Below are 21,189 nucleotides of genomic sequence, written 5' to 3'. Positions count from 1 at the left end.
GTTTTGATATACGCGCGGAAACTGGGTCGGGTATGGACGATGTCGACGACGTCAGCGACCAGTACACCCCCGAGGACGTCGAATCCTCGGTGAACACGTACTGGGACGAACACGACGCCTACGAGGCGGCGACGGAGGCCCACGCGGACGACCCGACGTTTTTCTTCGTCGACGGGCCGCCCTACACGAGCGGCCAGATGCACCTCGGCACGGCGTGGAACAAGACGCTCAAAGACGCCATCCTCCGCCACAAGCGGATGTCGGGATACGACGTGACCGACCGCCCCGGCTACGACATGCACGGCCTCCCCATCGAGGTGAAAGTTGAGGAGGAACTCGGCTTCGACTCCAAGAAAGATATCGAGGAGTACGGGATGGAGGCCTTCATCGAGGAGTGCAAGTCCTTCGCGGAGGAGAACCGGCAGAAGATGGACGAGGACTTCCAATCCATCGGCGCGTGGATGGACTGGGACGACCCCTACCGCACCGTCTCGCCCGAGTACATGGAGGCGACGTGGTGGGCGTTCAAGCAGGTCCACGAGAACGGCCTCGTCGAGCAGGGAAAGCGCGCCATCAGCCAGTGTCCCCGGTGTGAGACGGCCATCGCCGACAACGAGGTCGAGTACCACGAAATCGACTCGCCCTCCATCTACGTCACCTTCCCCCTGCGGGGCCGCGAGGGGTCGCTCGTCATCTGGACGACGACGCCGTGGACCATCCCCGCCAACGAGTTCGTCGCCGTCGACCCCGACATGACCTATCAGGCCGTCGACGCGGAGCGAGACGGCGAGCGAGAGGTACTCTACATCGCCGAACCCTGCGTCGAGGACGTCCTGAAGAAGGGTCGCTACGACGACTACGAGGTGCGCGAGGAGTTGAGCGGCGCGGACTTGGTCGGCTGGGAGTACGACCACCCCCTTGCAGACGAGGTGCCGGACCACGCCACCGGAGAGGGCGTCGGGCAGGTGTACAGCGCGGAGTACGTCGAGGCCGACCGCACGGGTCTCGTCCACTCCGCCCCCGGCCACGGGCAGGAGGACTTCGCCCGCGGGCAGGAACTCGACCTTCCCATCTTCTCGCCCGTCGCCGGCGACGGCACGTTCACCGACGCGGCCGGGAAGTACGCCGGCGAGTTCGTCCGCGACGCCAACGACGACATCATCGCCGACTTGGAGGCGAACGGCCGACTGCTCGCGTCGGGGACCCACTCCCACCGCTACGGGCAGTGTTGGCGCTGTGATACGGACATCATCTATCTCGCGACCGACCAGTGGTTCATCACCGTCACCGACGTCAAAGCGGACCTCCTCGACAACATCGACGACAGCGAGTGGCATCCGGAGTGGGCGCGGGACAACCGCTTCCGCAACTTCGTCGAAGACGCCCCGGACTGGAACGTCTCCCGCCAGCGCTACTGGGGCATCCCGCTCCCGGTGTGGGTGCCGGAAGACGACCCGAACCCGAGCGCCGAGGACATCCTCGTCGTCGGGACGCGCGAGGAACTGGCCGAGCGCGTCGACCAAGACGTCGATCCCGAGTCAATCGACCTGCACCGGCCGAGCGTCGACCCCCTCACCATCACGGAGGGTGGCACGACCTACGAGCGCGTGCCCGACGTCTTCGACGTCTGGATTGACTCCTCGGTGGCGACGTGGGGCACCCTCGACTACCCGAGCGACGACTCCCGGTTCGACGACCTCTGGCCCGCGGACCTCATCGTCGAGGCGCACGACCAGACCCGCGGCTGGTTCTGGTCGCAGTTGGGCATGGGCACCGCCGCGCTCGGCGAGATTCCGTACGACGAAGTCGTCATGCACGGCTTCGCCAACGACAGCGAGGGGCGGAAGATGTCGAAGTCGCTCGGCAACATCGTCACGCCGGAGGAAGCCATCGACCGCTTCGGGCGCGACCCGCTCCGCGCGTATCTCATGAGCCACGACCAACACGGCGTCGACCTCTCCTTCGAGTGGGAGGGACTCGGCGAGACCCAGTCGACGCTCAACATCTTCTGGAACGTCTTCCGGTTCCCACTCCAGTACATGCGCCTCGACGACTACGACCCCGCGGACGCCGACCTCACTGATGGCGAACTGACCGTCGTCGACGAGTGGGTGCTGTCGCGGCTTCAGTCCGTCGAGCAGGAGGCCGCCGAGGCGTGGGACGAGTACGCCGTCCACGACGCGCTCAACGCCGTCCTCGAGTTCGTCACGGAGGACGTCTCCCGATTCTACGTGAAGGCGACTCGCGAGCGGATGTGGGAGGACGCGGACTCGGCGTCGAAACGCGGCGCCTACGCGACGCTCGCGACGGTCCTCGACGAGGTGATTCGACTGCTCGCGCCCATCACGCCGTATCTCGCCGAGGAGATGTACCAGACCCTCGACGGCGAGGCGACGACGGTCCACCAACTCGCCTACCCGACGGCCGACGAGTCGTGGCACGACCCCGACCTTGAGTCGGAGGTGGCCGTCCTCCGGTCGGTGGAGGAGGCGGCGGCGAACGCCCGCCAGCAGGGCGGGCGCAAACTCCGTTGGCCCGTCCCGCGCGTGGTCGTCGCCACCGAGGACGACGGCGTCGCGTCGGCGGTCGAGTCGCTGTCGGACCTGCTCGCAGAGCGGGTGAACGCCCGGCGAATCGAGGTGGTCGACACCTTCGACGAACTGGTCGAGTACGCAGAGCCGGAGATGGGCGCCATCGGCCCCGCCTTCGGCGGCGACGCACAGGAGGTGATGGCGGCGGTGGAGGGCACCCGTCGCGACGAACTGGAGACGGCCGACGGCTACGCCGTCGACGTCGACGGCGAGCGCTACGAACTCACGGACGAGATGGTGTCGTTCCGGTCGGAGCCACCCGAGAACGTCACGGGGACGGATTTCGACGTCGACGCCGACACCGGCGGCACCGTCTACGTCGACACGTCGCTGACGGACGACATCGAGTCGGAGGGCTACGCCCGCGACGTGGTTCGGCGGATTCAGGAGATGCGCAAGCGCCTCGACCTCGACGTCGAGGAGGGCATCCGGACCCGCATCGACGTCGAGGACGACCGAATCGCGGCCTTCGTCGACGAGCATCGCGAGCTAATCGCGGAGGAGACGCGGACCGAGGCGTTCGACGCCGACGCCGACGACTTGGTGGAGGCGTGGGACGTCGAGGACACGACGGTCACTATCGGCATCGAGCGACTGGCGGCCGAGCAGCGGGCGGCCCAAAACGAGTGACGCCGCGAGTTACCAGGTCAGGCCTTCGTACGTGAGGCCGTCGCGGCGTTCGATGATGTGTCGACCGTCGATGACGACGTCGCTGGACATGAGGTCGAACTCCCGGTCGAGGTCGGCGAACTCCGGCCAGTCGGTGACGACGAGGGCCGCTTTTGCTCCCGAGAGCGTCGGCGACGCGGAGGCCAGATACTCCACGTCCGGGAATCGCTCGGCCATGTTGTCACGCGCGGCGGCGTTGGGGTCGTAGGCGATGACCTCCGCGCCCCGCGCTTGCAACCCCTCGATGATGGGGATGGCGCGCGAGGAGCGCACGTCGTCGGTGCCGGGCTTGAACGCCAGACCGAGGACGGCCACGCGCTCGCCCTCGACATCGACATGGCTGTCGAGCAGGTCGAGCATCCGTTGGGGCTGTTGGTCGTTCACGTCGATGGCCGCCTGCAGGAGCGCGGGGTCGTACCCCTGCTCGCGGGCGGCGGCGACGATGGCGTTCGTGTCCTTCGGGAAGCAACTCCCGCCCCAGCCGGCGCCGCTGCGGAGGAACTGCTCGCCGATGCGGGCGTCGAGGCCGATGGCGTCTGTCACCTCGTAGGCGTCGATGCCGAACTCCTTGCAGATGTTCCCGAGTTCGTTGACGAGGCTCACCTTCGCGGCGAGGAAGGCGTTGTTGGCGTATTTGACCATCTCGGCGGTGGAGAGGTCGGTGTCGACGACGGGCGCGCCGTCCTCGATGAGCGAGGCGTAGACGCCTTCGAGGGCGTCGCGCGCTCGCTCGTCGTCCGTCCCGAAGACGAGTTTGTCGGGGTTCGAGAACTCCTCGACGGCGTTGCCCTCGCTCAGGAACTCGGGGTTGACGGCGAGGCCGAAGTCCTCGCCGATTCGGCCGCCGGACGCGAGTTCGAGCGCCGGCCCGATGACGTCTTCCGTCGTGCCGGGAACGACCGTACTCTTGACGACGACGACGGGGAAGCCGTCGATGTCGGCGAGCACTTCACCGAGCGCTTCGGCGCCGGCCTCGACGATGCTGGTGTCGATGCTGCCGTCCTCGTTCGCCGGCGTCGGCAGTGCGAGGAAAACGACGTCAGGGTCGAAGTCGGCGAGGTCCTCGTAGTCGCTCGTCGCGAACAGCGACGACCCGGCGTGTTTTTCGAGCAGGGATTCGAGGCCGGGTTCCGAGACGGGCGCCTCGCCATCGTTCAGCGCCCTGACGATTGACTCGTCGATGTCGACGTTCATCACGTCGTGGCCCAAATCCGCGAGACAGGCCGCGACGGTCGTTCCCACGTAGCCGCTCCCGACGATACCGATCTGCATCGTGTACGGGTGGGACCTGCCGGGGCAAAGAGGGTTCGGATGCGTCTGCCGGTAATCTTCAGATAAGTGGATGAATTTGGAACCACCTCGAAAGCCCCCGGCGTCTCGACTCCCGGGACTCGCTGTCGTTCGAAAGAGTGCAACGCACTCTTTCGTGATGTCGTCAGAACTCGTAGAGTTCTGACTGCTAACCAGAACCCGACGGGTTCTGGTAATGACGAGAGAGCTTCGCTCTCTCGAACCACGCTCCTCACTCCGTTGCGGTGCTTGCGTCGTCGACGGATCGCAAAGCGATCCGTCTGGCTCGTCAGACCTTCGGTCTGACGACCGTCACCAGAACGCTCCGCGTTCTGGTTTGCTCACGAGAGCTCCGCTCTCGTGAACGTCCGGGTACGCCGAGACACCGGCCCCTTTCAGTCCCGCCCGGGTCGACTGGCTGACCGGCTGCCGCCGGGCGGGACTGAAAGGGGCGACCCGCTGGAGGAAGGCGGCCGACACAAGGACCGCAGGCCGTAGGCCGAGGACCGCAGCGAGGCCCCCGACTCCAGCGGGTCGGGGCTTTCGAGGTGTCTTCAGTTCGAGCGCGCTAATCTGAACACTATCCATCCGCCGAGCGTCAGTTCGCGGGCGCGTCGACGCCCAAGTCCGCTCGAACGGCGTCGACCACGGGGTCGTCGGCACTGGGAAGCGGTCGCTCTACGGTGTGACAGGCCGCGTCGACGCCCAACCGTTCGCACACGCGGTCGGCGGTCACTGCCGCCATCCGACGGTGCGTGGTGAGTTTGCCGCCGACGACGGTGACCAGTCCGGCCGCGCCCTCGTCCGCGTGGTCGAGGAGGGCAAAGCCGCGCGAGATGGCGCGGGCGTCGCCGCGGGCCGCCTCGTCCGGCGCGTAGAGTGGGCGGACGCCCCAGTACGTCCGCTCGACCGGCCCGTCGACGCCGGGACACATGGCGGCACACTCGGTGACGGTGCGCTCGACTTCTGCCTCCGTCCGCTCGAAATCGTCGGGGTCGTCGACGGCGACGCTGGTCGTCCCGAGGACGGCCGTCCCGTCGCGCGGGACGACGATGTCACCGTCGGCTGGCGGTCGACACCGGTTCAAGACGGCGTCGACGCCGGGGTTGTCGACGGCGACCATCACGCCGCGAGTCGGCGCCATCGGGACGCTCACGCCCGCGAGCGCGGCACACCGTTCGGCCCACGGGCCGGTCGCGTTCACGACGATATCGGCGTCGACCCGCGTATCGAGGCGGCCGCCGACGGTGGCGCCGGTGACCGCACCCTCCGCGACGTGGATGTTCTCGACCGGCGAGTGGGTGTAGAGCCGAGCGCCGGCCTCGCGGGCCGCGGCGGCGGTGGCGACGAGCAGACGGGCCGGCGAGACGACGCCGTCGGGCACGGCGAGTGCGCGCTCGACGCGGTCGCTCACCGTCGGTTCGCGCGCTCGCATCTCGTCGCCGGACAGCGTCTCGACGGCCATCCCCAGCGCCTCGCAGGCCTCGCGCTTGCGCTCGAAGTACGCCGGGTCGTCGCTGTCGAGATGGAGGAAGTAGCCGCCCGTCTCGCTGATGCAGTCCGGAGCAATCTCTCGAAGGATGCGATTCTCGGCGAGACAGGCCGCGGCGTCGTCGGCATCGGCCTCGGCGTACCGGGCGCCGCTGTGGAGGACGCCGTGTGACCGGCCGCTCGTCCCCGCGGCGAGTGCGCCTCGCTCGACGAGGGTGGTGTCGACCCCGCGGAGCGCGAGGTCACGGGCGATACCGACGCCCGTCGCGCCGCCGCCGATGACGAGGACCGTCGTGTGCATGGCGGGGCGTGCGTGGCCGCGGCACTTCACGGCGTCGCTCGCCGTGTGACGCGTCGTTTATCACGCCCCCGCTACAGGGTCGGATATGGTGCCGCCGCTCGTACTCGATATCGACGGGACGCTCACGACGCCGGCCGGCGGGCTGGACCCGCGGGCGTTCGAGGCGTTGCCGGCGTGGGACGCCCCCATCGTCCTCGCGACGGGCAAGGCCTTTCCCTACCCCGTCGCGCTCTGTCACTTCCTCGCGATGCCGGAACTCGTCGTCGCCGAACACGGCGGCGTCGTCTACGCGAACGACGAGGTGCGGGTGACGGTCGACTCGGAGCGCCCGGAGGCGGCGGCGCGGGCGTTCGTCGAGCGCGGTGGCGACCTCGGATGGGGCGGGGCCGACACCGTCAACCGCTGGCGGGAGACGGAGGTGGCGGTCAGCCTCGACGCCGACGAGAGGTTGCTTCGCGACGTCGCCGACGAGTTCGGCCTCGACGTGGTCGACACCGGCTACGCCTACCACCTCAAGACGCCGGGCGTCGAGAAAGGTGACGGCGTGCAGGCGGTGGCGGCGGCGCTCGGCATCGACCCCGCCGACTTCGTCGCCGTCGGCGACAGCGAGAACGACGTGTCGACGTTCGACGTGGTGGGCGAGTCCTTCGCGGTGGCCAACGCCGACGACCGGGCGCGGGCCGCCGCCGACCACGTCACCGACGGGGAGCACATGGACGGCACGCTCGACGCGCTCTCGACGCTCGACCGATGCTAAGTCGCCGTCGCCTCGGGACCAGCCTCTACGCGGGCGTCCTGTTTACCGTCCTCGGCGCTGTCGCGTGGCTCAGCGGCCAGCCGTTCGTGTTCCCCAGTCTCGGCCCCTCGGCCTTTCTCCTCGCGTTCGAGCGGACGGGCGACCGGGGACGACTGGCGCGTATCGTCGCGAGTCACGGTATCGGTGGCGTCGCCGGCCTCCTCGCGTACTCCCTTTTGGGTGCTGGTGCGGCGCTCACGGCGACGCCCCCGCCGCACTCGGCGACCGGGTTGCATCTCGTCGCGAGCGGTGTCTGCTCTATCGTCCTCACGAGTTGGGGGTTGATAGCCACCGATACGAACCACGCGCCGGCGTGTGCGACGACGCTCATCGTCTCGCTCGGCCTGCTGTCGACGCCGGCACAAGTCGCAATTATCGTCGCGAGCGTGGTCGTTCTCGTCGTCGTCCACCACGTCGTCATCGCTGGATTCGAGCGACTCGTCGACTAATCTTCGACGGCGTCGGCACACCACGCGGCGAAGTCGTCGGTGGCGTCGTCGGCGTCGATGCGTTCGACACAGGGGACGTCGTGGGGGTGCCACGCGACCAGTCGCTCGGCCAGTTCGGGGTAGCGCTCGTCGGTGGTCTTGGCCAGCAACACCGACTCCTCGTCCTCCCGAACCACGTCGTCCCAGCGATAGGTAGAGGTACAGGGGACGACGTTGACGCAGGCGGCGAGTCGCTCGTCGACGAGGCGGCGCGCGAGGTCGGTCGCGGCGTCGCGGGGCGCGGTGACGTACGCGGTCACCGGCGCGTCGGCCGCCATCCTACGCGTCGGCGGCGTCGGTGTTCGATTCTAGCGGGACGAACGTGCCGTTGATATCCCACTCGTGGATGCAGTACACGCGCCCGGTGTGTCGCTCGCCGTCGTCGTCGCGCGCGACCCGCCACGTACTCGTCGTGTCGTTCCAGACCTCCTGCCGACCACAGCGCTCACACTGCCGCTCAGTCGGCTTCCTGATAGTGACGCCCATACGCCGACTAGCATCTGGCGGGGATTTAATTTTGTCTCATACTGGCCGTTCCAGCGCGCGAGCAACGCCCCGAGACGTTCGTCACGGTGGGTCGACTGAAGACGTGAGTTACGCCGAGACGGCGATGCTGTCGGTGTAGTGTTCGACCACCGCGATGAGTACGGCGCCAACGAGCGCGGCGACGCCGAAGGCGAGGAGCGCCTCCGTCGTCCACCCGGCGGGCAGGTCTTCGGCCGCTTTCACGACCGGCGCTCGCAACCCGCCGACCACGAGGCTCACGAGAAAGGAGAGCGTCGCGTACCGGTAGTTGACGAGCGCCCACCGGACCACGTGCGCGACGGTGAACAGGCCGACGACGGCGCCGACGAGGAAGGCGCCGACTGTCGTCGCGGGGTCGAGGACCGCTTCGACCGACCCGCCCACGAGCAGACCGAACAGGGCGTCGACGAAGGCCGTTAGCCGCTCGACGAGGAAGGCGTACTGCCCGAGGATGACGAGAAGGAGCGAGCCGGAGATGCCGGGCAGGACCATGGCGCTGATGGCGACGGCGCCGACGGCGACGGTCACGAGTGGCGAGGAGGGTAGCGCCGCGGCGGCCTGTCCTGCCGAGAGGAAGGCGAGCAGAAAGCCGGCGACGGCGGCGGCGACGCGGCCGGGCGTGTCGAGCGACGCTTGGTCGGCGAGGACGACGGCCGAGGCGGCGATGAGGCCGAAGAAGAACCCGAAGGTGGGGACTGGCGCCGATTCGAGCGCGACGTGGAGGACGCGCGTCGCGACGAGGACGGCGGTGAGGACGCCACACCCGAGCGCGAGGAGGAAGGGGCCGTCGACGGCGAAGAAGGCGGTGCGGGCGTCATCACGTCGCCCCGGAACGGGCGCGGCGAGGACGGACAGAATCCGCCCGGGCGTGACGGCCGTGAGCGCACCGAGCAGGCGCTCGTAGATGCCGGTGATGAGCGCAATCGTCCCGCCCGAGACGCCGGGGACGGCGTCGGCCGCTCCCATGCAGACGCCCTTGCAGTAGACGACCAGCAGGGAGCGAAGCGGGTGCATCCGCTACTCTCGAACGGCGGCGGCGAGTTGCGTGGTTGCCGCGCGGTCGGCGGTGGTCGATGTCGAATCGGGGGTGGACCCGTCCGTCGAGTCGGACGTCTCACCCGTCGTCGGCTCGACCGGCCGGAGCGATTCGGCGGACTCGTTGCCGCCGCCGAGGCTCAGATTCTGGAGCGGGTTCGTCTGGTCCAGCGACACGTCTCGGGCGCCGTCGATGTCGCCGTTGACGCGGCCCTCCTGAATCTGGACCTCGCCGCGGTACTGGACGAGCGACTGGTTCTGGGTGGCGAGTGCGGATTCGAACGTGTACGGCCCGGTGGCGCGGACGCTGACGTTCGTGTAGCCGTTAGACGGCCCGTACTCGTCGTAACCCGTCGTGGCGTAGGGCAGCGTCATCTCCAGTTCGCCGTCCGCGTTCGTGGTCGTCTCTTGGCTGTAGGTAAACGTCTCGTTCGTCGTCGGCACCCGCATCGGGACGCTGGCACGAACCGAGGTGTTCGGTGGCAGGTCGTCGGCGGTGACCGTCGCTCCGGGCACCTTCTCGAAGGTCTTCACCCACGACGGCTCGTAGAGCCGCTGACTCGACGGCGGCACGCCCGTCGACGAGAAGGTTCGACGGGTCGTGGACTGGTACTGCGACGACGAGGTGGCCGACGAATTGCTCACCTTCACGAGCCGGTAGTGTTCGAGCGCGGGCACTCGCTCGGAGGGGAACGGCCCGATGCCACCAATCTGTGACGTGCTGTCGTTGGCGACGTAGGCCTCTGCGGCAGACATGTTGTTGAACTGCCGTATCGGCGACTCACCCTCCGGAACGGCGTTGACGGTAACCGTCTCACCGCTCTGGGTCTGGGCTCGCTGTTCCTCCCAGTCGATGACGACTGACTGGGGCGACATCGAACTCCCGTGGTAGGCGTAGAGCCGGACCATCAGGCTGTCGTAGTAGCGCTGGTCGCGGACGAGGAACTGCCCCCGGAAGTTGTTGGTGTACACCGGGTTGTAGAAGTCCGACGACGAGACGTTCGCGGCGTCGTAGAAGACGACCGGAGCGCCGAACTTCGCCTGCGGGTTGACCATCTGCCAGTCGACCATGACGTAGCGCGTTCCTGCGGCTTCCCGGTCGCGCTCGCCGAGGGCCTGCTGGGCCGCCGTCTCGTTCGGTGCGAGCAGGAAGTTCGCGGCGTCGGTCGTCCCCTGCTGGAACGGGTTGGCGTTCGGGATTCGCTCGCTGCGGACGGTTATCCAGTGGCCGTAGTCCCACCACGACTGCACGCCGTAGGTCCCCGCCGGATAGTCGAAGTCACTCGTCTTGTCGTAGGTGCCGTAGTACTCCATCTCGTTATCGGCCCCACCGAAGGTTCCGGGCGCGGGCGTGTTCGACTCCATCCACTGGAGCGAGCCGTCCCACTCCGTGACTGCGTCTGGTTGGTTCGACTGGGCCGACTCCCACGCCGTGCTACTCTGGTCGAACGACGGGTTGCCGGTGTTGCGAACGCTCATCGGCACGAGCAACACCGGCGTCACGATGAGCATCGCCGCCGCGAACACGGCAAACACCTGATATCCTTGGATGTTCCGGACGGTGTCGAGCGACGCGGTGTCCAAATCGAGGTAGGCGAGCACCTGTCCGAGGAGGTAGGCGTTGGCGATGGCGACGACGGGCGCGAGGTAGTAGTTGAACCGAACCTGCGTGAACGCCGCCGAGGTGATGAAGGCCGCCCACACGACGAAGAGGAGTTTCTCGGGGTCGTAGTCGTGCTGGAGGACGGCGCCGAAGAGGATGGCTGCGACCAGCGCGATGCCGACGATTTCGGAGACGACACCGAACACGTCGCCGATAGCTCGGAACGGCCCCGGCACGGCGAACAGCAGCCCAATCAGCGCCAGGCTACCGACGACGTAGCCGACTCGCTCGGTTTCGCCGTCACGAACCAGCGGTTTCGCGAGGAGCCAGATGACGGCGGCCACGCCAGTAAAGAGCGTGAATCCGTAATTCGAGAGGATACGCCCCGTCGGAGTCATGTAGTTCTGCTGGAGTACGTCGGGCGAGAGGTACGGCTGTGCCTCCGAGATGGTCCGGGTCGCCGCGCCGGCGCTGAACCCGACGATTCGAAGCACGTTCGATTGAATCGACCCGAACAGCGACGGGAGCGCGATGGAGACGACGCCGATAGCGACGACGACGGACCCGACCACCGCGACGGGGTAGTACTGACGGTCGATGTCTCGGTCGTCGAACAGGCGCGCCAGCCCGGCGAGGAAGGCGGCTCCGGCGGCGACGCCGATGGCGATGCTGGGCTGTAGCAGGCCGAAGTCCGTCGGCGAGAACGACACTTCCTCGAACTGGAGAAGCATCAGGACCGACGCCACGGTCATCGACACGACGCCGACGAATGCGACCGGTTCTGGCGAGTCGCCGGCGACGTAGTTGCTGGTCGACTGATAGAGCAGATAGACGCCGAAGATGCCGACGAGCAGAACGCCCGGCGGCCACACCCACATGTAGACGGCGACGGCGGCGCCGGCGCCGGCACTCCAGAGGAGGGGCTGGCGGAGGGCATCGATATCTCGGTCGAGCACCAGTTCCCACACGGGTTTCTCGCGCGTGGCAACCGCGAGTGCGACCATCAGTCCGAGCACCGCAATCGTCTGGAAGAGAGGCTCGGCGACGTTGTGGTCGGCGAAGCCGACGAGGCCGCGCCGGAGGAACTGTCCCGGGAGGAGAAGAAGGACGAAAGCGCCGAACAGAGCGGCGAGACGCCCGGAGAGGCGCTTCCCGACGGCGTACACCGGCACGGCGACGAGCGCGCCGAACACCGCGGGGGCGACGAGGAGGGTCTTCGATATCAGGCTACTCGATGGGCTTCCGAGACCGACGACCAGCGCCGCCGTGGCGATAATCTGGTCGTACAGCGTGCCGAACTGCCCTTGATTCGTTCCGTACGGGAAGTTCGACCACGGGTCGAACGGCATCGTGAAGGGCCAGTTCTGCACCGTGTACTCGACCTGACGGAGGTGATACCAGGCGTCGTTCCCGGAGAAATACACTTGGCCGCTCTGGACGAAGTTGTCGTACGTCTGGAGTCGAATGGCGAGCATCCCCGCAATAACGAGGACGAGCGCGGGGACGTGATACCAGTCGAAAAAGAGGTCTACGACTGACGAGGACCCCTGACTCTTATCGTCACTCATTGGCCGAACGGTCTGGGATTACGGGCATAAACCTTGTTATCTGGGGCGGAATGAGGCGCTAGACCGGTTTCGTGTGCGACACGAGTATCGCCGCGAGTACGGCCAAGTCGACACGGTAGCGGTGTGAGAGTGGGGCTGGTCCCCCCCACCGGCGTCACTCGACGTTCAGCACGTCGCGCCACGCCGGATACAGGTCGTCGAGCGTCCCGAGGACGGTTTCTCGGAACCGACGGCTCACGGCGAACAGGACCGTGAAGTAAACCACCGCCCCACCGCCAATCATCCCACCGAGAATCAGCCACGAGTCGACCCGGACGACCGTCTTTGCCCCGACGAGGACGCTCCCCATCAACACGCCACTGAACAGTTGGGCGATGAGCGCTCGCGGAAACAGGGAGAACACGGGCTGGTCGCGCCGGAGATACACGGCCAGAACCGCGTATCGGAGCGTCTCAGCCAGTATCGTCGCGATGACGACGCCGATGGCGCCGAGCCAGAGCGTGAACCCGACCCCGATAATCGTGTTCACGACGAGTAGTAACGCGTACACGCGAGTCATCACGTTCGGCCGGTCGAGCGCGCCGACGACTTTCTCGAGCGGGCTGGACTGAGTCCTGACAAGCTGGAAGAGGAGCAGTCCGGTGAGAAGCGGTGCGGCGGGGCCGAACTCGCTGCCGTACAGCGTCACGATGAGCTGTCTGTCGAGGACTGCGCCGCCGAACAGCATCGGAATCGCGAACAGGCTGGTGAACGACAGCGTGTTGTGGACGTCCTCGGCAATCGGCTCGTCTTTCGAGCGGAGGTTGCTGACCCGAGAGAACAGCCCCGAACTCGCCACCATCGCGATGAACATCGCCGGAATCGAGAGTCGGAAAGCGACTCCGTAGTGGCCCGCCGCCGTCTCCGTCAGCAACACGCCGAGGATGAGAATGTCGAGTTCCGAGTACGCCCGGCTCAGATAGCGGTTCGGAATGCTGTATTTGGCGTACTCCCAGATGGACTTGGCTGTCTCCAGCGTTGGCCGTTCGAACGCGGCGGCGGCGTTGAAGATGGGGACCAGAAGTATCGCCGTCGCGATGGCCTCGCCGTACGCCATCCCCGCGGCACCGAGCCCAACCCACACCAGCGCGAGTTGTGCGGGGAGCGTGAGATAGGACCGGGTCGTGTCTATCCACCGGGACCAGCCGATTCGACCCGTGGCCGAGATTGCCCCCTGATAGAGAATGAACAGGTTCAGCGTTCCGAGCAAGACGCCGAAGGCAAGCACCGCGTCCTCGAAGCCGACGAACGACTTGAGCCGTTCGCGGAGGAGATACGCGACGCCGACGTTGAGTGCGGTCCACGCTAGCGCCGCGGACGTGGTTATCGTCATCGCCTCGCCGACCGCAAACCCGGATTCCGAGAGGCGCTTCTGGACGGCGGTGCTGAGCCCACCGACGGGTCGCGTACTCAGCCGAATGACCGTCATGAGCAGATAGTAGCCACCGATACCCACCGGACCGAGGAGGCGAGCGAAGACTATCGTTCCGACGAGGCCGGCGACCGCCATCGTGAACTTCGCGAGCGTCGCCTTCAGCGTCTCGCCCCCGAGGCTCACGTCGCTGGCTTCCGTGTCACTCATCGCTTTCGGTCACGTAGGCTGTCCCGGAGACACGCGGTCGTGCCCCGACACACCTGCCAGTCAAGCGTATCCCGTCTTAATTCACCGTTTACCGGCCTGTGGAATCAGTTCCTGCCGGTGACAAGAGAAAGTGTTAACTTTGGTTTGGTTGAGATACCCGTATGGCAAGACGGTATGGCGTGATCGGCTGTGGTGGTGCCGGTGTCAACCGCCATCTCTCCAACGCGGTTTCTCATCCGAAGCTGTCCGTTCGCGCTGTCTGTGACCTCGACGAAACGGTCGCTCGCGACACGGCCACCGAGTTCGGCCTCGCGGCGTACACCGACGCTCGCGAAATGATAGAGTCAGAGAAACTCGACGCCGTGAGCGTCGCGACGCCGCCGGGAACTCACCACGGCGTCGTCACCGACATCGCGCCGACCGGTGTGGACATTCTCGTCGAGAAACCGTTCGCCCGAACGCTCGCCAACGCCGAGGAGATGCTCGCTGCCTGCGAGCAGTCGGGGTCGGCTATCACGGAGATAAACAACCAACTGTTCCGCCCGCTCGTTCGGTGGGTGACCGAGCGCGTCCAGAACGGCTACGTCGGTGACGTCAACGCCGTCATCTCCTACGTGGGCGTGAACGAGGCTGCCGGCGCGGACACCGTGAAGGCCGACTGGATTACACAGATAGACGGCGAGCGGTTCGGCGAGGACATGGAACACCGCATCTATCTCACGCGGAACTTCATCGGAAACATCACGGACGCCTCGCTCGTCGATTCGGTGACCGAAATCGAAGGCCTGCCTTACGACACCGCCGAGGCGACGGCGCTCGTGCGGGCCGGGGACGCTTCCGGCTATCTCACCATGAGCTTCCGGTCGAGCTGTCCCAACGTGTTTCTCATCATCGGAAGCCGTCGCACGCTCCTGATGGACATGTCCTCTCGTATCGCCATCACCCTCGACAAGCCCGACGGCGGCTCGGAACTGCTTCAGGGGAACATCGAGAAGGTCATGGAAATCCTCTCTCAGAGCGCGAAACGCGCGGGGATTCACGCCCGAACGGTCGCGCTCCGAAAGCTGGCCGACTTCGGCGTCACGCTTGACGGCGCGTACGCTACCTCCGGGCACTACCAACAGTTGTCCGAACTCGCTCGCGGCGACCCCGACCAGATGACCGTCACGCCCGACGACATCCGGAACAACGCGATGGCCTACGAGCGAATCATCGACGAAATCACCGCGGAAAAGTAGACGCGTATCGCCCTCTGCACTGAAACGTGGCTACACGTAGCCAAGTGCCTCTAGCTGCGAAGTCATCTCCTCGGAGTAGCCACCTTTGTCCCCAATCGGCGTCACCGGTGCGTCCTCTTTCAGCGCTTTCAGTTCGGCCTCGGCGTCCCTGTCTGTCGTGCCCCGCTCCTCGAACCCGTCGGGGGTTTCGTAGCCGTAGTATCCGCCGGGAAGCGCGACGCCACAGTACCGTGAGTCGTACGTTCTGATAGTCTCCTCGTGGACCCCCGCGTCCCGGAGTCGCTCGTACGTCGGCTCGTTACAGATTCCGTGATACTCCACGAGCCGACGCTCTGCCGCGTCACTCTCTCGCGGTTCGAACAGGCTCGTTCCGCGGGTCTCCGAGTCGCACCCGGCGAGGTCCAGTATCGTCGCGTGCACGTCGAGCAGACTGACTGGCGCGTCGCCGATAGCGAGGTCCCGCTCCCCGGCGACGTGAAGCGGGATGTTCGTGAGTGGGGGTGCGACGCCGAAGTTGTGGCCCCACATCCCGTCCTCGCCGAGGTGTTCGCCGTGGTCGCTGACCGTTATGACGTAGTCGAACTCCGCCCGGAGTTCCGAGAATATCTCTCGGTACACGTCCGAGAGATAGCGCGCGCAGTCGTCGTACGCCTGCCGAGTTATCTCGGGGTCGAAGTTCTCCCGTTCGATGAGCGTGGCAAACGAGTATCCGCCGTTGTCGATGCCGTCGGTTCGGTACTCGACGGGTGGGTTGTACGGAATGTGTGCCTCCATCAGATTCGCGAAGTAGAACGACGGTCCGTCGTCCCAGTCTCGGTTCCGAACGTCAGACAGAACCGCCTGCGCGCCGTGGTCCTGATATCGGTCGGGAAGGTCGAACGACGTGTGGTTTAGCTTTCGCCGAACGCCGTCGTCCAGCGATTTCCACACCGAATGGTCGGAGGTGAACAGCCGATACAGCGCCTCCGGATACCGAAGCGGGCCGTCGAAGCGCTTGTTCGAGACGAACTCGCCCCACGGGTAGATGTCGCTGTCGAGTCGGCGCCCGACCCAGTTTCGGCGCAGGTCGTCGAATCCCCGCGTAAATCCGAACTCGGGGCTCAGGTGGGGGTTACAGCTGAATCCGGCGGTTTCGTAGCCGCTGGACTGAAGCCGCTCTGCGAGCGTCGGCACCTCGTCGTGAAGTCGGGGATTCAGGCTATGAACGCCGAGTTCGCCCGCATACTGGCCGGTGAACAGCGACGCGTGCGCCGGAACGGTCCAGTGACTCGTCGACCACGCGTGCTCGACTGTCTCGCCGGGCATCCAGTCGAAGTGTTCCCTGAAGGTGTCCGCCCGGAGCGTGTCGAGAACGACGAGTGCGACGCTTGGGGGCTCCCCCGTTTCGCCGACGGCCGTTGCGGTGGTCATTCTATCACTGCCCTTGTCATCTATCTAAATGAGCCTTACCACTCTCGAACGAGAGCGAGAAATCAGTCGTCGGAGAGGGCTTACTGCGCCACGACCAAGTGTTGATACTTGTCTATCTTCTCAAGTCCCGGAACCCGAGCGAGTATTCGTTCTACCTGCCGCCATGCCCTATCGAGGGGTGTCACGCCGACACGGTCGAAACCCCACGCTTCGTAGGCTGTCATCTCCAACTCATATCGATTCAACAGGTGACGAAGGGTTTCTTTACAATACCACGCGACATGGTCATGATTGGGGTCGATGCCTCCGTGTAGCTCTCGGAGCAGATTCTGCGGCGTGAACGTGCGTGGCGTCGTAATGACGAGTTGCCCCTCATCCGTGAGATGGTCCTTCGCAGAATCGATCATATTTCCAGGGCAGTTCAGGTGTTCGATAACGTTTGCCGCGACGACTGTATCAAACTCCTCGCCGAGGTCGAAGTCCTGTGCGTCCTCAACCCGACAGTCATACCCCTCCTCTCGGGCTCGTTCGATGCCCTCTTCATCAAGGTCGATACCGACGATCTCTTCGGCTTGTGTCCCGAGCCAGCGGTGGAACCAGTCCAAGCTCTCATCCACTCCCGGTCCGATACAGCCGATGTGTAGCACTTTCCCGTGAAGATGTGGTTCCATCACGGAGTATTTTGCCTCTATCTTTCGCTCGTTGTTGCGTGATTTGACGCTCATGTATGCCTCATCTTCCGATACGCCGGTGAAATACGGGATGTATCGGAGTTCTTATACTCCGGTACGCCGGCACGAGCATTAATCTACTGCTTCCATCCCTCTGTCGACTCGTCAGTCGATATACCCCAAGTCCCGCAGTCGGTCTTTGACCTCCGTCTCGCGCTCTTCGTCGCCCGACACCCCTCCTTCGGCGATGGCGTCTTCGCCGGTGAACTCGTATCGTTCACTCTCTCGCTGTCCGGCGTCGCTCTCGGAGTCGAACACGTCGAGAACAGTACCGGACATGTACTCCGGAATCCGCATCCCGAGTCCGTGGAGTACGGTCGGCGCGACGTCGATGAGGCGTGCGTCGGCGAGGGTGCCGTCTCTGAAGTCGGGACCCTGAGCGAAGAAGATGCCGTTCATCGCGTGGCCGCTCGAATCCTCGTGAAAGACCGGGCCGTCGACGTCGAATCGCGAGGAGGTGTACACGCCGCTCGTTCGAACGGTCATCTTGAGGTCGGGCGTGTGTACGCCCGTCCGCTCCGTGCGCGTGAACGTCACGTCTATCCCTGCGGCGGCAGCGGCGTCTCCGAGTGCCGACTCTATCTCGTCGAGGACGCGCCCACGCTCGTCTGCATCGTCCTCGAACGCGTAGATGAGAGCGGTCTTCCCCCCGGAGTCGGCGAGCGCGACGGTCTCGTCCCAGTCGATGCGGCCCAGACTGAGGGCGTTGTCGAGGCCGAGCGTGCTCCCACTGGGGACGCTCCGGACCGTCTCCTCGGGCACGTGGCGCCGGACGAACGTGAGCAGTCCGACTTTCGAGAGCGCTCGCCGCGCGGCGACGCGCAACTTTCCGAGGGCCGCGCGCCCGGTACTGCCGCTCTCGGTGAGCGTCGCGAAGCCACGCTGTTCGAGGACGTGATTGACCGCGAAGTACGTGTCCATGGCTTCGAAGCCGTGGTCGCTCATGATGACCACGTTCTCGTCCTCGTGACGGTCGAGGAATTCGCCGAGCCGACGGTCGACGGCCCTGTACACGTCGAGCAGGTCGTTGTCCTCGGACACCTCCTCGTCCCAGTAGTGGTGTGCGATGCGGTCGGTCGCCCGTATCAGGCCGACGGCAAGGTCGGGGTCCTCCTCTTGGATGAAATGCTCGAACGCCGTGAACCGCTTCTCGACCAAGTCGAGTCCCTGTTCGACGTACTCGTCGGTTCCGGATTCGGCGTCGATACGGAGTTTGTACCCGTCCACGAGGTCGACGAGTTCGTCCCAGCGCTCCTCCGGATAGGCGTACGATTCCTTGTACTCGGGCGCAGCGGCGATAATCGTCCCGTCTATCTCCTGCCACGGGTACGACCCCGGAATATTGAAGACCACCGACCGTCCCCCTTGGTCGCTCACCACGTCCCACAGCTTTCCCGACACGTACTCGTCGTGGGTGAGTTCGAGTTCACGAGTTTCGCGGTTGAAATGTGTGAACCCGTACATATCGAGGTCTTCCGGAGTCCGACTCGTGGCGAAGGTCAGCCACGCCGGAATCGTGACCGGTGGCTCGGTGCTCTCGAGTTCGCCGTGGACACTCTCCTCGAACAGCCGTTCGAAGGTCGGCAGTTCGCCCGCCTCGGCCCACGGACGCAACAGCGAGAGCGTGGCGCCGTCCAACCCGAGAATTATCATGCCGAGGTATCGTCCGCTGGCGATGTTATTTCTTCCGACTCTCGATACGCGTTGGGCCGCGTACGGGTGGCTACTCCACGTATCCCAAGTCCCGGAGTTCCTGCATCGGGAGGTCGACGTCGTCGCGGTCCGGTCGAACGTCGTGTTCCGGGAGCCGCGTCCGCACCCAGTCGGCGACGTCCATGACGTCTTCCGGCACCGAATCCGCCGTAGTGCTCGCGAACGCCCGCCACGAGTGTCCCCGTTCGCCGTCGTAGAAGGGCGTGTGCATGCCGTGGTCGCTCACGATGAGCACGTCGTCGTCCGGGCCGAGCGCCGCGACCAGTTCCGCGACGAACTCGCTCGTCCGCCGATACATGGCCTCCAAATCCGACTCCGACCCCGCGTAGGCGTGTCCTGCGGCGTCGAGCGTGTGAATGTGCACGCCGGCGAGTCGGACCTCGTGGTGGAGCATCTCCCGTGCCCAGCCGAACTGCTCGGCACAGAGACCGAGCAGTTTCCGCTCGAACTCGTCTTTCGGCATGTCCTCGGCGACGTCGTACATGAGGTCCCACGCGTACTGGAGGTCCGACCCCCCGTGGACGCCCGGCCAGTTGCGGACCACGGCTCCCTCCTCGTCGAAGATACTCGCTACGTCGGTGGTCGCCAACTGCTCGCGCTCGCCCGTGTAGTTTCTGACGAGGCGACCGAGCTTTCCTCTGGTCCCCTCGGCCAGACGGCCGGTGACGCGCGACCCGAGTTCGAGTACGGGGTTGGACCACTCGCTCGTCCCGGCGTCGACGATGCCGTGTTCGTCCGGGCCAACGCCCGTCGCGACTGAGGGCCAGACCTCCAGAGTGTACGGCACGTCCCGGCTGTACGCGTACGTCTCGATTTCGGCCGACGTTTCGAGTTTGAAGCCGTCGAGACCGAAATGGTCTATCAGTCCGGCATCGAGCGCGTCGAGCCCCAACACTACCAGAGTCACACGTAGCCGAGCGCCTCCAGATCGTCGCGGATGGCGTCCTCTTTCATCACACCGGAGCTCTCGAACCGCTCCAGCTCTCGGGTTAGGTCGGGGTCCTCGGCGGTGTCACCGTCGAAGGTCCACACGCCGTCGGTGGTGGCGATGTGCTCCGCGTTCATCGCCGCTTTCATGTCGGCGTACGTCGCGAAGGCGGTGGCGCGGTCGAACGTTCCCGCACCGTGTTCACGGCCGAGAAGTATCGTCGGGATGTCGACGTGAGAGACGACTTCCCCGACGGACGGCGCGTTCCGCGTTCCGAAGGGAATACGGAGGAGTTCCGACCGCGGCTCGCCCGGATGCCCCCACAGACCGTCCTCGCCGAGCATCTCCCCGTGGTCGGCACAGAACACGACGCGCGTATCGTCCGGAATCGACTCCCAGAGCGTCGCGAGGCGCTCGTCGAGTTCCTCGACCTCCTGTCGGTACAACTCCCGGACGCGCTCTTCCTCCTCGTCCGTTCCGTCCCCCGAAATCACTGTTCTGGTGAGCTGTTGGGCTTTGGCGCGGCTCAACGACATTCCATCGGGGTCGTAAGGGTAGTGTGGCTCCATCAGGTGGAGCCAGCCGAACCACTCGTCGTGGGGCTCGACGCTGTCGAGAAACTCGGACACCACGCTGTCGGCCGGTCGGAACGACTTTTCGACCCCGCCGAGCGACTCGCGGACGTTCTGAATCTCTCCCCAGAGTCGGTTTGCGAGCCGATACGGGCGACTGCCAATCGTGAACCGCTTTGCCAGCGTCTCCTTCAGCACGCTGGTCGTCTCGTCGTTGTGAGGCGACGTGAACGCGTCGAACCCCTCGTCGTAGCCGTAGGGCGGCGAGAGGAGGTGATTCGTCGTGATGCCGACGGTGTGACATTGGAACTCGTTGGCGACGCTGGTGCCGGCTGTCAGCGCCCCGTCGGTGGCGTACTCGCCGCCGATGATGCTGGGAAACGACCCGAGCGTCGCGGTACAGGCCGCAAACGCCCGGTCGTGGAACTTGTCGAGAAATGAGCGGGTGGCCGGCATATGCTCGAGATGGTCGGCTCTGAGAGAATCGACCGTGACCAGAAGTGTTCTGTCGTCCATAGCTCCCTCGTTAGCTGCGCGTAGGTCCGATACCAACCTAACTCTTTCCTTGTCGCACCTGACAGCAACTCGCGAGTCGGCCGATACTTGGGCCGTCGTCGGT

16 protein-coding genes are annotated in these 21,189 nt (G+C 65.6%); 4 read left to right on the top strand and 12 right to left on the bottom strand.

Going from position 1 to position 21,189, the window contains the following annotated elements:
- Positions 1 to 32 precede the first annotated feature (32 nt).
- Positions 33 to 3,221, top strand: coding sequence for an isoleucine--tRNA ligase (gene ileS / locus ACQUSQ_RS08890; RefSeq protein ID WP_435068397.1), 3,189 nt, complete (start codon positions 33 to 35; stop codon positions 3,219 to 3,221).
- A 9-nt stretch (positions 3,222 to 3,230) separates the two neighbouring features.
- Here the strand turns inward: ileS and aglM are convergent, their stop codons facing one another.
- Both aglM and ACQUSQ_RS08880 read right to left on the bottom strand, forming a co-directional pair.
- Positions 3,231 to 4,532, bottom strand: coding sequence for a UDP-glucose 6-dehydrogenase AglM (gene aglM / locus ACQUSQ_RS08885; protein WP_435068396.1), 1,302 nt, complete (start codon positions 4,530 to 4,532; stop codon positions 3,231 to 3,233).
- A 616-nt stretch (positions 4,533 to 5,148) separates the two neighbouring features.
- Positions 5,149 to 6,342, bottom strand: a complete 1,194-nt coding sequence (locus ACQUSQ_RS08880) for an FAD-dependent oxidoreductase (protein WP_435068394.1) — start codon at positions 6,340 to 6,342, stop codon at positions 5,149 to 5,151.
- 85 nt (positions 6,343 to 6,427) lie between these two features.
- Here ACQUSQ_RS08880 and ACQUSQ_RS08875 point away from each other — a divergent pair, with 85 nt between their 5' ends.
- Positions 6,428 to 7,099, top strand: coding sequence for a phosphoglycolate phosphatase (locus ACQUSQ_RS08875; RefSeq protein WP_435068392.1), 672 nt, complete (start codon positions 6,428 to 6,430; stop codon positions 7,097 to 7,099).
- Positions 7,093 to 7,587 (top strand): HPP family protein, encoded by a 495-nt coding sequence (locus ACQUSQ_RS08870; RefSeq protein ID WP_435068390.1) that lies wholly within the window; start codon positions 7,093 to 7,095, stop codon positions 7,585 to 7,587. Before ACQUSQ_RS08875 ends, ACQUSQ_RS08870 begins: the two co-directional genes overlap by 7 nt.
- Here the strand turns inward: ACQUSQ_RS08870 and cutA are convergent.
- The 5 genes from cutA to ACQUSQ_RS08845 form a co-directional block, all read right to left on the bottom strand.
- Positions 7,584 to 7,904 (bottom strand): divalent-cation tolerance protein CutA, encoded by a 321-nt coding sequence (cutA, locus tag ACQUSQ_RS08865; RefSeq protein WP_435068388.1) that lies wholly within the window; start codon positions 7,902 to 7,904, stop codon positions 7,584 to 7,586. The genes ACQUSQ_RS08870 and cutA overlap by 4 nt on opposite strands.
- A 1-nt stretch (position 7,905) precedes the next feature.
- Positions 7,906 to 8,112 carry an HEWD family protein gene (locus ACQUSQ_RS08860; RefSeq protein WP_435068387.1) on the bottom strand — a complete coding sequence of 69 codons (207 nt, stop codon included), beginning with the start codon at positions 8,110 to 8,112 and terminating at the stop codon, positions 7,906 to 7,908.
- 108 nt (positions 8,113 to 8,220) lie between these two features.
- Positions 8,221 to 9,165 (bottom strand): DUF368 domain-containing protein, encoded by a 945-nt coding sequence (locus ACQUSQ_RS08855; RefSeq protein ID WP_435068385.1) that lies wholly within the window; start codon positions 9,163 to 9,165, stop codon positions 8,221 to 8,223.
- A 3-nt stretch (positions 9,166 to 9,168) separates the two neighbouring features.
- Positions 9,169 to 12,357, bottom strand: coding sequence for an oligosaccharyl transferase, archaeosortase A system-associated (locus ACQUSQ_RS08850; RefSeq protein ID WP_435068384.1), 3,189 nt, complete (start codon positions 12,355 to 12,357; stop codon positions 9,169 to 9,171).
- A 154-nt stretch (positions 12,358 to 12,511) separates the two neighbouring features.
- Positions 12,512 to 13,978, bottom strand: coding sequence for an oligosaccharide flippase family protein (locus ACQUSQ_RS08845; protein ID WP_435068382.1), 1,467 nt, complete (start codon positions 13,976 to 13,978; stop codon positions 12,512 to 12,514).
- A gap of 161 nt (positions 13,979 to 14,139) precedes the next feature.
- Between ACQUSQ_RS08845 and ACQUSQ_RS08840 the strand changes: the two genes are divergently transcribed.
- Complete coding sequence (locus tag ACQUSQ_RS08840) at positions 14,140 to 15,216, top strand: Gfo/Idh/MocA family protein (RefSeq protein WP_435068380.1); 1,077 nt, start codon at positions 14,140 to 14,142, stop codon at positions 15,214 to 15,216.
- Positions 15,217 to 15,246: 30 nt separating this feature from the next.
- On the opposite strand, the gene ACQUSQ_RS08835 is transcribed toward ACQUSQ_RS08840, so the two are convergent.
- The 5 genes from ACQUSQ_RS08835 to ACQUSQ_RS08815 all read right to left on the bottom strand — a co-directional run bounded on the left by ACQUSQ_RS08835 (position 15,247) and on the right by ACQUSQ_RS08815 (position 21,086).
- Complete coding sequence (locus ACQUSQ_RS08835) at positions 15,247 to 16,626, bottom strand: sulfatase-like hydrolase/transferase (protein ID WP_435068378.1); 1,380 nt, start codon at positions 16,624 to 16,626, stop codon at positions 15,247 to 15,249.
- 80 nt (positions 16,627 to 16,706) lie between these two features.
- Positions 16,707 to 17,351 carry a class I SAM-dependent methyltransferase gene (locus ACQUSQ_RS08830; protein ID WP_435068376.1) on the bottom strand — a complete coding sequence of 215 codons (645 nt, stop codon included), beginning with the start codon at positions 17,349 to 17,351 and terminating at the stop codon, positions 16,707 to 16,709.
- 111 nt (positions 17,352 to 17,462) lie between these two features.
- A complete protein-coding gene (locus tag ACQUSQ_RS08825; RefSeq protein ID WP_435068374.1) occupies positions 17,463 to 19,010 on the bottom strand; it encodes an alkaline phosphatase family protein in 1,548 nt (515 codons plus the stop codon).
- Between the two features lie 70 nt (positions 19,011 to 19,080).
- Positions 19,081 to 19,977: an alkaline phosphatase family protein gene (locus ACQUSQ_RS08820; protein WP_435068372.1), complete on the bottom strand. Its 897-nt coding sequence runs from the start codon at positions 19,975 to 19,977 to the stop codon at positions 19,081 to 19,083.
- A complete protein-coding gene (locus ACQUSQ_RS08815; protein ID WP_435068370.1) occupies positions 19,974 to 21,086 on the bottom strand; it encodes a sulfatase-like hydrolase/transferase in 1,113 nt (370 codons plus the stop codon). The genes ACQUSQ_RS08820 and ACQUSQ_RS08815 overlap by 4 nt, the downstream gene beginning before the upstream one ends.
- Positions 21,087 to 21,189 lie beyond the last annotated feature (103 nt).

This window comes from Haloplanus sp. C73, assembly GCF_051195115.1.
Taxonomy (GTDB): domain Archaea; phylum Halobacteriota; class Halobacteria; order Halobacteriales; family Haloferacaceae; genus Haloplanus.
This window is presented reverse-complemented; position numbering and strand designations above follow the sequence as displayed.

What these genes read in the sequence shown, in the direction of transcription:
- ileS (WP_435068397.1), top strand. Translation starts at nt 33, where the DNA reads ATGGACGATGTCGACGACGTCAGCGACCAGTACACCCCCGAGGACGTC.
- aglM (WP_435068396.1), bottom strand. Translation starts at nt 4,532, where the DNA reads ATGCAGATCGGTATCGTCGGGAGCGGCTACGTGGGAACGACCGTCGCG.
- ACQUSQ_RS08880 (WP_435068394.1), bottom strand. Translation starts at nt 6,342, where the DNA reads ATGCACACGACGGTCCTCGTCATCGGCGGCGGCGCGACGGGCGTCGGT.
- ACQUSQ_RS08875 (WP_435068392.1), top strand. Translation starts at nt 6,428, where the DNA reads ATGGTGCCGCCGCTCGTACTCGATATCGACGGGACGCTCACGACGCCG.
- ACQUSQ_RS08870 (WP_435068390.1), top strand. Translation starts at nt 7,093, where the DNA reads ATGCTAAGTCGCCGTCGCCTCGGGACCAGCCTCTACGCGGGCGTCCTG.
- cutA (WP_435068388.1), bottom strand. Translation starts at nt 7,904, where the DNA reads ATGGCGGCCGACGCGCCGGTGACCGCGTACGTCACCGCGCCCCGCGAC.
- ACQUSQ_RS08860 (WP_435068387.1), bottom strand. Translation starts at nt 8,112, where the DNA reads ATGGGCGTCACTATCAGGAAGCCGACTGAGCGGCAGTGTGAGCGCTGT.
- ACQUSQ_RS08855 (WP_435068385.1), bottom strand. Translation starts at nt 9,165, where the DNA reads ATGCACCCGCTTCGCTCCCTGCTGGTCGTCTACTGCAAGGGCGTCTGC.
- ACQUSQ_RS08850 (WP_435068384.1), bottom strand. Translation starts at nt 12,357, where the DNA reads ATGAGTGACGATAAGAGTCAGGGGTCCTCGTCAGTCGTAGACCTCTTT.
- ACQUSQ_RS08845 (WP_435068382.1), bottom strand. Translation starts at nt 13,978, where the DNA reads ATGAGTGACACGGAAGCCAGCGACGTGAGCCTCGGGGGCGAGACGCTG.
- ACQUSQ_RS08840 (WP_435068380.1), top strand. Translation starts at nt 14,140, where the DNA reads ATGGCAAGACGGTATGGCGTGATCGGCTGTGGTGGTGCCGGTGTCAAC.
- ACQUSQ_RS08835 (WP_435068378.1), bottom strand. Translation starts at nt 16,626, where the DNA reads ATGACCACCGCAACGGCCGTCGGCGAAACGGGGGAGCCCCCAAGCGTC.
- ACQUSQ_RS08830 (WP_435068376.1), bottom strand. Translation starts at nt 17,351, where the DNA reads ATGAGCGTCAAATCACGCAACAACGAGCGAAAGATAGAGGCAAAATAC.
- ACQUSQ_RS08825 (WP_435068374.1), bottom strand. Translation starts at nt 19,010, where the DNA reads ATGATAATTCTCGGGTTGGACGGCGCCACGCTCTCGCTGTTGCGTCCG.
- ACQUSQ_RS08815 (WP_435068370.1), bottom strand. Translation starts at nt 21,086, where the DNA reads ATGGACGACAGAACACTTCTGGTCACGGTCGATTCTCTCAGAGCCGAC.